The organism is Thermogemmatispora sp. (assembly GCF_019683755.1).
Taxonomy (GTDB): Bacteria; Chloroflexota; Ktedonobacteria; order Ktedonobacterales; family Ktedonobacteraceae; genus Thermogemmatispora.
Window position 1 is genome coordinate 1 of record NZ_JADGHT010000019.1, and the last position, 11,491, is coordinate 11,491.

At 60.0% G+C, this 11,491-nt stretch carries 9 protein-coding genes; 5 read left to right on the plus strand and 4 right to left on the minus strand.

Annotated elements, in window-relative coordinates:
* Nucleotides 1-277, plus strand: a 277-nt coding sequence (locus IRZ24_RS02870) for a hypothetical protein (protein ID WP_297160349.1), incomplete at its 5' end; no start/stop codon positions are given.
* Between the two features lie 134 nt (nucleotides 278-411).
* Here the strand turns inward: IRZ24_RS02870 and IRZ24_RS02875 are convergent.
* Nucleotides 412-1,596, minus strand: a complete 1,185-nt coding sequence (locus IRZ24_RS02875) for a DUF1786 family protein (protein WP_297160350.1) — start codon at nucleotides 1,594-1,596, stop codon at nucleotides 412-414.
* Nucleotides 1,597-1,868: 272 nt separating this feature from the next.
* Nucleotides 1,869-2,210 (minus strand): hypothetical protein, encoded by a 342-nt coding sequence (locus tag IRZ24_RS02880; RefSeq protein WP_297160352.1) that lies wholly within the window; start codon nucleotides 2,208-2,210, stop codon nucleotides 1,869-1,871.
* 627 nt (nucleotides 2,211-2,837) lie between these two features.
* Between IRZ24_RS02880 and IRZ24_RS02885 the strand changes: the two genes are divergently transcribed.
* From IRZ24_RS02885 to nth, 3 genes are all read left to right on the plus strand, one after another.
* Entirely contained in the window at nucleotides 2,838-4,808 is a 1,971-nt protein-coding gene (locus IRZ24_RS02885; protein WP_297160354.1) for a glycoside hydrolase family 15 protein, read from the plus strand.
* Nucleotides 4,809-4,949: 141 nt separating this feature from the next.
* On the plus strand, nucleotides 4,950-5,927 hold the full coding sequence (gene trxB / locus IRZ24_RS02890; protein ID WP_297160355.1) for a thioredoxin-disulfide reductase: 978 nt from the start codon (nucleotides 4,950-4,952) through the stop codon (nucleotides 5,925-5,927).
* A 103-nt stretch (nucleotides 5,928-6,030) separates the two neighbouring features.
* Nucleotides 6,031-6,843: an endonuclease III gene (gene nth, locus IRZ24_RS02895; RefSeq protein ID WP_297160356.1), complete on the plus strand. Its 813-nt coding sequence runs from the start codon at nucleotides 6,031-6,033 to the stop codon at nucleotides 6,841-6,843.
* A 170-nt stretch (nucleotides 6,844-7,013) separates the two neighbouring features.
* Here the strand turns inward: nth and IRZ24_RS02900 are convergent, their stop codons facing one another.
* Nucleotides 7,014-7,793, minus strand: coding sequence for a hypothetical protein (locus tag IRZ24_RS02900; protein ID WP_297160358.1), 780 nt, complete (start codon nucleotides 7,791-7,793; stop codon nucleotides 7,014-7,016).
* A 444-nt stretch (nucleotides 7,794-8,237) separates the two neighbouring features.
* On the opposite strand from IRZ24_RS02900, the gene IRZ24_RS02905 reads away from it, so the two are divergent.
* Nucleotides 8,238-9,302: an alpha/beta hydrolase gene (locus IRZ24_RS02905; protein ID WP_297160360.1), complete on the plus strand. Its 1,065-nt coding sequence runs from the start codon at nucleotides 8,238-8,240 to the stop codon at nucleotides 9,300-9,302.
* Between the two features lie 183 nt (nucleotides 9,303-9,485).
* On the opposite strand, the gene pepF is transcribed toward IRZ24_RS02905, so the two are convergent.
* On the minus strand, nucleotides 9,486-11,291 hold the full coding sequence (pepF, locus tag IRZ24_RS02910; protein ID WP_297160362.1) for an oligoendopeptidase F: 1,806 nt from the start codon (nucleotides 11,289-11,291) through the stop codon (nucleotides 9,486-9,488).
* Between the last annotated feature and the right edge of the window lie 200 nt (nucleotides 11,292-11,491).

Here is an 11,491-nt window from a genome sequence, read left to right on the forward strand (position 1 = left end):
GGCCAATAGTGAGCGCCCCTCCGCTATCGCCCGCAAACTCCAGCAATCTCGTCAGGCCGTCTACTCCCAGATTACCCTGATCCGCGAAAAGGTGGCCCGCATTCTCGATCAACGCTCCGAATCCAAGCCTGGCCAGTCATCTTCCCGTCGCCGGGGGCGCCGTCGACAGCGCAACCAGGGACCGATCCCCTTGCCTGCCTCCGTCTCTGAGCCACAGGCTGAAGCCTCTGCTTGCGCCATCAGTTCTGAGGCTACAGACACCTCTGTGACCCCCTGATCAAGTCTGTTGTTCCCCCCTTCTCCTCCTCCCTCTTCTCTTTTTCCTCTCTTCTCTTTGGGCGTGTGGTCTCTCTCCTCGCTCTTGATCTCTCTTGCTTTGCTCAGCGCTGCTCCCTGCTCCGCTTCCCCTGGTCAGGCTGCCTCGTTCGCCTCGTTCAGGAGGGCGGGCCGGATCGCCTGGCCCAGTTCGGGCACTCGCTCAGCCAGGGCGCGCAGTAGGCCAAAGCAGCCCGCCAGCATCATATCGCCATGCGGGACGGCCTCGTAGTGGGGCAGTGTGGAGCCGCGCAGCAGCTCGCGGCGAGGGCCAGTGACCGCCAGAAACGGTAGCTCCGCCGAGGAAGCAGGCGAGGAGCCTGACGGCGCCGGCTCCAGCACGAGAGCCCCGTGACCGCTATCGTAAAAGACCTCATCGTTCGTCAGCGTTCCGGCTGCCAGCTTCTGGAGCAGCTCCTCCAGACGGGTCCGATTGATCTCGCCGGTGTGGTGTTCGAAAAGCCCCACGATGCGCCCCTCAACCAGGTGAAAGGCCAGCGTATGGAAATTGCCGATGTTGCAGAGCAGGCTGCGTCTCTGTCGACGTACCAGGGGGTCCTCCAAGGCGCCCAGGGCCGCCGCTGCCCCCGTATCCATCAGCAACACGGGGAGATCCGGTGTAGAACCGCTGTAGGCTACATAGCGTGCAACGCTGGCTTTAATCGCCTGCAGGCGGGTCAGCGCTGGTGGAATCTCCTCCGCCAGATAAGCAAAGGTGGCCGGAGTGGGAGAGCGGCGAATCATGCGCTCCAGAAATTCGAAACGGAAGCGCCGATCGCTATAGCCCGGCGGGGCCGCGCCGTGATCAAAGGCGGCGATGGCCAGGGCATCGACCCGCGGATCAAGATCGAAGGAGCGCAAAGCCCTCACAATGGCCTGCGCGTCCAGGTCCTGCAGCTCAATATGGACCACCTCCGGGAGCTGCGTCCGCTGCGCGGCCTCCTCCTCGCTGATGATCTCAAAACCCATTTGGGCCACTGCACTCAAATCATCATCGAAGGTCCGCGCCGCCTCGGGGGTCACTGCCACCGGATAGCCAGCCAGGGCATGATCGCGCGCCGCCCAGTGCGAAGGCCCACCGCCCATCGTCACCCCGGTGAGCAGCAGAGGCCGGCCCTCTGCCGTCGCCCGGCGGATGCGCTCGGCTACAATCACCGTTGGCGAAGGCATGACCAGCTTAACATTGTTCTCCATTGTCCTGCCGCTCTCAAAGAGCAGGATATCCTGGGTACCTGTACCGATATCGATCGCCAGCACGCGCACCGACGCTGCAGTTGCCATACGAACCAAGACCCCTTTCCTCTTTTCATGGTGGAAGCCATCCGGAGCCGCTGGCAGCCTGACCTGGCGGACGCTGCGTCATGAGGACCGCGGGCCAGACTGAGCCTCTGGTGCTTCCCCTTGCTCCTTCCCTCGTTTCGTCAGTTCAGTATAGCATGTCAGCGTCGGGCGCCGTATCTGATCTATGAGGCCAGGGATGAGCCAAAGAGCTGACCAGGAAGGTCGGACGGTCCCATCCCCAGACTCAGAGGCTAACGAACGTCTCGCGCCACTTAAAAGCTGATGAGTGTGAAGCCAGAGCGCGTTGTAATCGGGCGGACCTTCTTCAGCGAGCGCCAGGCCGATTTGCTCATGCGGGCCCGTTTACGCAGAGCTGTCAATTGCCCATCGGAAAAGTGCTCGGAGGCCACCAGCACAAACGTTCGCAGTTCCGCGCGTAACTGATTGAGGCGGCGCTCCAGCTCGGCCAGGCGCGCCCGATCATGGGGCAGCCCCTGCACTGCCAGGCGCGCCAGATCCGCCCACTGACTCATCAGGGGGCGCATGTGCTCGAAGCGCTCGACGATACAGCTAGCCACCATCTCAAAATCAGGTACGGACGCCAGGTCTGCCATGCTCCTCTTCTCCTTCCTTCCATGCTATTCGCCCTCTCTTCGGCCCGAGCCTGGTCGGGAGGGAGCTATCTACTACCTCTCTGCGGAAGGGGCCTACTTGTCTGTCTCTCTGCTAGCATGTTGCTGCCTGCCCCCTTCGAAGAGAGATGAAAAAACAGCCGACCGGGCCTAACCGCTGGTGAGGGTCTGGCTTCTGCCGCACTGGGCTACGGCGCTCTCTCGTACTCGTGCAGGCCTTCTACACAAGGAAACGGGCACGCCTGCCGCTATCGAGCCATAGTTTTTGCCTCTCCTCTCCCCTTCAGGCTGGGAACGAGAATAGCCAGTCTCGGAAGCCCTTGTAGGCTGGGAACAATGGCCAGAGGCGCTGGACCAGACTACGCGCGGGCTGATCCGTCCTGGCTGCTGTGATACAATGCATACCAGCAGCTAGCAACAGGGAAGCGAGCGCGACGGGTCGATGGCGAGACGGCTCTTGACCATGTTGTAGCTGCTCTGGCCGCCTGCCTGACTCAGTTGGGCGCATCCAGTCATGCTCACCCAGGTCTTGCTACTTCTAATACATAGCTTTCTCTGTATACCATACCCTGTCACTCGAAAGCAATGATGGCGCGAAAGGATTCTGGCATGGAACAGGCAAAGCCGCATGGCGAAGGAGAGACAGCACCGCCCGCTCAGCCACAAAGTCGCCTGGAGCAGGTGAGAGCGGCGGACGAGCGCCCAGCGACCTATCTGCCGATCGAAGACTATGCGGTCATTGGCGATCTGCATACCGTGGCTCTGGTCGGTAAAAATGGCTCTATCGACTGGTGCTGTATTCCCCGCTTCGATTCTCCAAGCGTTTTCGGAGCCTTGCTTGATGCGCGTAAAGGTGGTTTCTTTCGTATAGCACCGCCTGCTCACGATCATATTCCGATGGGGCAGAAGCAGCTCTATATTCCTGAAACGAACATTCTACTGACGCGCTTCCTCACCGTCGATGGCGTAGGCGAGATCACTGACTTCATGCCGGTGAAGCTGCCTGGTAGCGCCGAGCATCAGCATCATCTCTATCGGGCTGTGACCGTTGTACGTGGCTCACTCAAATTCGAGCTGGTCTGTCGCCCGGCCTTCAACTATGCTCGCGACGGACACATCGTTCATCTATCGCCAGAGGGAGCTATCTTTCACAGCGATGGCCTCTCACTGGGCCTGGCCAGCACGGTGCCGCTCAGCGAAGACGGACAGGGCGGCGTGCGCTCTGAATTCATCCTGGAGGCGGGCCAGTCGGCCTACTTTCTCCTCGAAAGCGCCAGGCGCGGCGACCTTGGTCCACAGCATGTCTCAGAGCGCCGCTACCATGACGCCTTTCAGCGGACGCTCAACTTTTGGAGACGCTGGCTCTCCCAGTGTCAATATCAGGGTCGCTGGCGCGAGATGGTCCAGCGTTCGGCCCTTGTGCTCAAGCTGCTAACCTATGCCCCCACAGGAGCCATTGTCGCTGCTCCAACAACCAGTCTGCCTGAGACGGTCGGGGGTCCTCGCAACTGGGACTACCGCTATACCTGGCTCCGTGATGCCGCTTTCACGCTCTACAGCCTTCTCACACTCGGCTTCACTCAAGAGGCCGAGGCCTTTATGCAGTGGCTTGACGCTCGCTGCCATGAACTGAAGGAGAATGGCTCGCTCCAGCCAATGTATGGCGTCGATGGAGAGCATGAGCTAGTCGAGTACACGCTTGATCATCTCGAAGGCTATCGTCAGAGCCGTCCCGTACGCATCGGCAACGCTGCCTACAAACAGCAACAACTCGATATCTATGGCGAGCTAATGGACGCCATCTACATTTTCAACCGCTATAGCACGATCTCCTACGATCTTTGGGAGAACCTGCGCCGTCTACTGGAATGGCTGCAACACCATTGGGACGACCCTGACGAAGGCATCTGGGAGGTGCGCGGCGGTCCCAAGCACTTTGTCCATTCGCGCGTTATGAGCTGGGTCGCCTTTGATCGCGCTCTGCGCCTGGCTCGTCACCGCGGCTGGCCGGCTCCGATGGTAGAGTGGATGGAGACCAGTGCTCGCATCTATGAACAGATTATGCATAAAGGCTGGAGCGAACGGAAGCAGAGCTTTATCCAATATTATGGCAGCGATGCCATCGATGCCAGCGCTCTGCTGATGGCCATCGTCAAGTTTACTGGGCCGAACGAACCGCGCATGCTCAAGACGATCGAGCGCATTCAGCGTGAGCTGGCCAGCGATTCGCTGGTGCATCGCTATGATCCTCAGCGAGCTGCTGATGATGGCCTGGGAAGCCAGGAAGGGACCTTTAGCCCTTGCAGCTTCTGGCTGGCCGAAGTCCTGGCCCGCTGTGGACGTCTCGATGAGGCCCGTCTCCTGCTGGAGAAGATGCTCACCTATAGCAACCATGTCGGTCTCTACGCCGAAGAAGTGGGGCTATGTGGCGAGGCCCTGGGCAATTTCCCCCAGGCTTTCACCCATCTTTCGCTCATCACGGCCTGCACCAACATCGACGCGGCCCTCAACCGGGCCCAGGGGAAAGCGGGCGCTGAGCGACTGGCGCCTCCACTCGAGCGCCCCTGGAACCTCACCTGAAGCGGGCCAGGGGCAAGCTCAGAGAGAGGGAGCGGGGGCATAAAAGGTCCCCCTTCTCGTGTTTTCACAATTGAACTTGTTGCGTCCCTACTACCTAGGGTCAGGGGAATCAGTTTGCAAGAAGCGGAGTGCATACCGTCTATGGCGAAGCTCTACGACGCAATTATCATCGGCTCAGGGCCGGCAGGCTATACAGCAGCCATCTACGCCGCCCGGGCCAACCTCTCAGTGCTGGTTTTTCAAGGCTATCAGGTTGGCGGGCAATTGATGCTGACCAGTGAGGTTGAAAACTTCCCCGGCTTTGAAGAAGGCATTCTTGGGCCGGATCTGATGGAGAAGCTCGAGCGGCAGGCGCGGCGCTTTGGGGCCGAGATGCTCCCCGAGGACGTCACCGCCGTCGATTTCAGTCGTCGTCCCTTTGTGATTACTAGCGACTCAGGCAGCTACCTGGCCCGCGCCGTGATCATTGCCACCGGCGCCAGCGCCAAATGGTTGGGGCTGCCGAGTGAGCAGCGCCTGCAAGGGCGCGGCGTCAGCGCCTGTGCCACCTGTGATGGCTTCTTCTTTAAAGGCAAAAAGGTGGCCGTGGTTGGGGGAGGCGACACAGCGATGGAGGAGGCTCTCTTTCTAACCCGCTACGCCAGCCACGTGACCGTGATCCATCGCCGCGACACACTGCGCGCCAGCAAGATCATGCAAGAGCGTGCCTTCAAGAACCCCAAGATCAGCTTTATCTGGAATAGCGAAGTCATCGAAGTCCTGGGAGAGGAGTCAGTCACCGGTCTGCGCCTGCGCAATGTTAAAACGGGCGAGGAGCAGACACTAGCCGTCGAAGGGCTGTTCCTGGCCATTGGTCACCAGCCCAATACGAGCCTCTTCCGCGGTCTGCTGCACATGGATGAGGCGGGCTACATTATCCCCGTTGAGCATACCATGACCAATATTCCTGGCGTCTTCGCTGCCGGTGATGTCACTGACCGCCGCTATCGTCAGGCCGTGACCGCCGCCGGCGATGGCTGTCGAGCGGCAATCGACCTGGAGCGCTGGCTGGAGAGCCAGGCCCATGAGGAAGCAAGCCGAGAGGAAGCGCTGGCCTCGGGCGAGTCTGCTGGTCAGTGACCTGGTGAGCAGGCTTCCTCTCTCCTATAGCCATGCTTTCCGCCGTGACTCCTGCGGCTCTCGGCGAGAACCAGGTGGCTAAGATAGGAAAGGAAAAAGGTCTGTGAGGCAAAAGCAGCATCGGCCTCAATGGCCAGCACGCTACGCCCAGACCCTCTTTGAGGGAGAGGCAGAGGGCGAGAGTCCAGGGCAACGGGCCGAGCAAGAGGGCGCTGCGCGGCGCCTGCGAGTTCAAGAGATTACGCGGCGGCTGGTTGCCCACTATGGTGAGCCGGAATGGTCGCGCAAAGACCCGCTCAGCCAGCTCGTTGACGTGCTGCTCTCACATCGCACGCGTGACGAGCAGACCGCCGCGGCCTACGCCAGCCTACGCCAGCACTTTGGCAGTTGGGAGGCGGTCCGTGATGCCCCAACAGCCGCCGTAGAGAAGGCTATCGCTCTTGTCAACTGGCCAGAGGTCAAGGCGCCGCGCCTGCAAGCCATCCTCCGCCAGATCACGGCTGAACGCGGCGCCCTCAACCTTGATTTTCTCTGCGGCTTACCTGTTGAAGAAAGCTTGACCTGGCTCAGTCGCTTCGAGGGCGTCGGTCCCAAGACCGCCGCTTGTGTCTTGCTTTTTAGCTGTCGTCAGCCTGTGCTGCCCGTCGACACGCATGTCCATCGGATCTCGATACGCCTAGGCCTCATTCCTGCTCGGCTGACCCCCGAACAAGCCCAGCCCATACTCCAGGCGCTGCTGCCAGCCGATGCCCGCACCATCTACAACTTTCACAAGGGCCTCGTCTGGCATGGTCAGCGCTGCTGCTTCTTTCAGCGACCGCGCTGCGAACAGTGCTTTCTGCGCGACCTCTGTGCCTACTACGCTGCCCACCAGCGCCCGGCGGCAAAGCCAGGCGACCAGAAGGGAACGGCATAGCCAGAGACCTGGCGCGGTTGCAGAGAGAGGCATAACGGAACGGCGCTCAGATCGAGGAATGAAATCAGCCCGGGCGACCGCCCTGGCCGCCCGGGCTAGGTGCCGCATATGCGGATGATCGTAATCGAGGGAGATCGGATAGCTTGCGGTAACTGGCGACGAGCGGCTAGCTATCGCTGGGCAGCCGCCGGGGCCTGATTCAACACAGGATAGCCCTCGGCTACGTACTCGCTGGGGTCAGGCTGGATCTCGTCCAGATGGTACGAGTTCTTAGCGTCCGTATTGATACCGGGCCAGCGAGCGCCGTAGAGATAGTGGCCGGTCTGGGCTGGCGAGAGGGGCAGCTTGCCGAACTGGGGAATACCACGCACCCGCGGTACATCCGGCTCGGGTGGCTCGATGTAAAGATCATCAGGCACCCGAGTGTAACCCATGCGCTGCAGATCCGCTTCGCTCAGATTCAACTGAACCAGGCCTTCGTCGGAGAGAGCTTTCACCGCCCGACGTGGTACATAATAGACCTTGGGGAAGAAACGCCCACGCTCAACCAGCAGATAGGTCGGGAAACGAGCCTGAATCGTTCCCAGCCAGCTCCCACGCGCATCAACCACGTCCATACCCAGCTTGAAAGGCGAGCGATCGCGCGCCTCGGCGGGCGCAGGCACATACAGCGGCGGCAGAGACCTGAAGGGGTCCTCCAGTCCCCAACCGACCATGAATGCAATCACGAAGATGCCCGCCACCAGCGCTAGCCCAAGCGAGAGCAGAGGGGCGCTGTTCAACAAGAGCAGCACACAAAAGACCGCGGCCACCGCCACAGCCAACAACAGCGGCCAATAGCTTGGCCCGGGGGTATGAATGTGCTCTTCCCCGTCCTCGCCCTCAACATCGAGCAAGGTCGCATGAATCTCGTCGGCAATTGAACCGACAGTCTGAGGAGACCTGTCCATACAGCTCCTGTTCCTCGCTTCAAATGGCACTCACCGGCGAGCAGGGGCTAATAGAAGATACCGCTGACTCGTCAGTGAGCGAAGCTTGCTTCCTGAAGACCGGGATAAGATAGAAGAAACTCCCCCTACCAAATACCATAGCACATAAGCGCAAGCGCGAAGCCCATCGCTCGCACTTAAGTATAGCACATCTCCCCATAGAGAGACACGCCAGCCAGAAGGAAGGGGGACCGGAAGGCGGTTCTAGCAACCTGACAAGCAAGCAAACCTGAGAGAGCGAGCGAGCAAGCAAGCAAGGAAGAGGCCCCCCTTTCCATCAGCAAACAAAGCTGCCCCTTCACCTCCGCCACGGCCTCTCGCTTGATTTTGGGCGCAGGCTGGGGTAAGCTTACTGATAGGTGATTCACCTTTCATATTTGGTAGTAAAGGAGGCCCAGCAAAGCGATGCCCACCTCAGTCCTTTTGCCCGGCATCAGCCAGAGGCGCTGCCGCACAGCCCGCTTGGAGACGGCCTATCTCGAAGCGGGAAGCGGAGAGTCGACGCTCATCCTGATCCACGGTAACTGCTCCTCGTCACTCTTTTTCCAGGACCTGATGCTTGCCCTGGCGGCCCTGGGCTATCACGTCTATGCGCCCGACATGCGCGGCTACGGCGACAGCCAGGCGCTCCCTATCGACGCCACCCGTGGCGTCCGCGATCTCTCAGATGACCTGGCCAGTTTCGCGGAGGCCCTAGGACTGAGCGACTTCCATCTTCTTGGCTGGTCGCTTGGGGGCAATGTAGCTATGCAATATGCGATTGACTATCCGGGCCGGCTACACAGCCTCATACTCGAAGCGACCGGCTCTCCTTTTGGCTTCGGGGGGACACGCGACGTCGCCGGTCGCCCCGTCTGGCCAGATTTTGCCGGCAGCGGTGGCGGGACCGCCAACGCTGATTTTGTGCAGCGTCTGGCTGCTGGTGATCGTAGTGCCGAGCAAGGCTCACCGCGGGCCGTCATGAACAACTTTTACTTTAAGCCGCCCTTTCGGGTTACTCCCGAGCGCGAAGAGATCTATGTGAGCGCCATTCTCTCCACGCGCACCGGCTCAGGTAACTACCCGGGCGACTCTGTGCCATCGCCAAACTGGCCCTACGTCGCACCGGGTCGCCAAGGAGTCAATAACGCCCTTTCCCCTGCCTATCTTAAGCAAGAGGCCTTGACCGACCTCAGCCCCAAGCCACCCATTCTCTGGATTCACGGTGCTGACGACCGCATTGTCTCTGATGCCTCCCTCTTTGATCTCGGCTATCTTGGGCAGCTTGGCATTGTGCCTGGCTGGCCGGGGCCTGACCAGTACCCCCCGCAGCCAATGAAGGCCCAGATTCGACACATCCTGGAGCGCTATCGTCAGCGAGGAGGAGTCTATCACGAACTCCTGCTCAATGACTGCGGGCACTCCCCACACATTGAGAAGCCGCAGCAGGTCCTGGAGGCCATGCGCGATTTCATGGCCGCCCACAGCTAACAGTGGCTGGAGAAGAGAGCGAGCGGCCCAGCGTCTCGCCGGGTGGCCCCGCGCGCTGGCAGCCTGGTGCGGCCCAGGCCCAGCGCGGCGGCGCGCTGCTTGCTCACCTTCCCTCGCTCGACCGAGACAGCGTCCTGAACGTCTCGGAGCATCTTGGGCTAGCTCGTGCTGGCCCTGGCCTGACTACCCCTGACCGATCAGCTCCTCCATTTGCGTCAAGTGCGTCTCGAACAGGCGCAAGGCCTGGCGCACCGGCGCCGGTGTTGTCATATCAACCCCAGCCCGTCGCAGCAACTCAATGCTATAGTCCGAGGAGCCGGAGCGCAGGAACTGCAGGTAACGCTCAACTGCTGGCGCACCCTGCTCCAGAATCTGCTGAGCCAGCGCGCAGGCCGCCGAAATGCCTGTGGCGTACTGATAGACGTAGAAATTGTAGTAGAAATGGGGAATGCGGGCCCACTCAATATCGATCAAATCATCGATGACTACCTCGGCTCCATAGTACTTCTCATTAAGGCGGTGGTAGAGGCGGCTCAGCGTATCTGCTGTCAGCGGCTCGCCCTGCTCAGCCAACTGATGAATCTGATGCTCAAACTCAGCGAACATCGTTTGACGGAAAAGTGTCCCGCGGAAATCCTCCAGCGAATGATTCAGAATCGCCAAGCGTTCCTCACGGCTCTCCGTAGTCTTCAGCAAGTACTCTGTCAGCAGTGTCTCATTTAAAGTCGAGGCCACCTCGGCCACAAAGATCGTGTAGTCCCCATAGACAAACGGCTGATGGCGGCGCGTATAGTAGGAATGCAGCGAATGCCCTAGCTCGTGAGCCAGGGTATACATGCTGTCACGGTTCCCCTGAAAATTGAGCAGGATGAAAGGACGGGTTCGATAAGCGCCGCCGCTGTAGGCCCCCCCGCGCTTGCCGGGCGTCTCAAAGACATCGATCCAGCGTTCACTGAACGCCTGCTTAAGCACACTGACGTACTCATCTCCCAAAGGGGCGAGCGCGGCGATGATGGTATCGCGTGCCTGCTCATAGGAGATTTCCTGGAGCGTCTCCTTGACGATCGGCACGTAGAGATCATACATATGCAGCTCATCGAGCTGGAGCATACGCTTGCGCAGGCGCAGATAGCGGTGGAGCAGCGGCAACTCCTCATTGACCGTCTCGATGAGCATATCGTAGACGCTCTCAGGGATATTGTAGCGAGCTAAAGCGCGCTCACGGCCCGAGCGATAGCCTCGCTGCCGAGTGTAAAACATATCCGTTTTAATATGTCCGGCCAGGGTTGCAGCGATCGTATTGCGCTGCTTAAGAAAGGTCCCGTGCAGGGCCTCAAAAGCCTCCTTGCGCACACGCCGATCGGAGCTGCGGATAAAAACCAGGTAGTTCCCCTTCGTCAGCTCCACTTCCTCGCCCTGCTCATTGCGAATGGTAGGCAGATGGAGATCGGCGTTATCGATCATCGTAAAGATGGTATCGGGCGTCTCTGCCATCTCGCCGGCGGCTGCCAGCACTGCCTCCACCTCGGCGGAGCGGATATGCGGACGCTGGCGAGTGAGGTCGTGCAATTGATGCTCATAGAGCGCCAGCCCCGGGGTCTCACGCAGATAGCGCTCTAGTTCCTCCTGGGGCACGGCCAAAATCTCAGGCTCGATAAAGGAGGTCACTGTCGAGGCCCGTACGTAGAGCTGCAGGGCGCGATCATACATTCCCTGATAATGGCTATTGCTGGTATCCTCATCTTTACGCATCGAGGCGTAGACCAGCAACGTCTCCAGCCGCTCGAAAAACTCATCCCGTCGGCGCAGCACGGTCAGCAAGGCCTCACCGCTCTGGGCCAGCGTACCCTTGAGGGCCTCCAGACCTGGCAGCAGCTCTTGCAGCTCCTGATACTCTCGTTCCCAATCTTTATCAGTCGCGAAGACGCTTTCCAAATCCCAAGTATACTCTTTAGGAATATCGCTCCGTTTCTTCCAGGTTTGCAGCATCTCGCCTCCTCAAAAAGCGACCATAGACTGAAGAAAGTGTTTTCATTGTAGCAGAAAAGTCATAGACACGCGTAGTGGCGAGCGCACAAGCGAGCAGAGTCGAGCTGAGACGGACCGAAGCAGCGAGGAGAAAGGGAGCTGCGCAGTGGCACAGTGGCGCAGGCTGAACCGTGCCACTCGCTCAAGATAAGGGGTGCTGA

Bases quoted from the DNA above. Each gene is read 5' to 3' on its own strand.
- IRZ24_RS02875 (WP_297160350.1), bottom strand. From the start codon at position 1,596: ATGGCAACTGCAGCGTCGGTGCGCGTGCTGGCGATCGATATCGGTACA.
- IRZ24_RS02880 (WP_297160352.1), bottom strand. From the start codon at position 2,210: ATGGCAGACCTGGCGTCCGTACCTGATTTTGAGATGGTGGCTAGCTGT.
- IRZ24_RS02885 (WP_297160354.1), top strand. From the start codon at position 2,838: ATGGAACAGGCAAAGCCGCATGGCGAAGGAGAGACAGCACCGCCCGCT.
- trxB (WP_297160355.1), top strand. From the start codon at position 4,950: ATGGCGAAGCTCTACGACGCAATTATCATCGGCTCAGGGCCGGCAGGC.
- IRZ24_RS02900 (WP_297160358.1), bottom strand. From the start codon at position 7,793: ATGGACAGGTCTCCTCAGACTGTCGGTTCAATTGCCGACGAGATTCAT.
- IRZ24_RS02905 (WP_297160360.1), top strand. From the start codon at position 8,238: ATGCCCACCTCAGTCCTTTTGCCCGGCATCAGCCAGAGGCGCTGCCGC.
- pepF (WP_297160362.1), bottom strand. From the start codon at position 11,291: ATGCTGCAAACCTGGAAGAAACGGAGCGATATTCCTAAAGAGTATACT.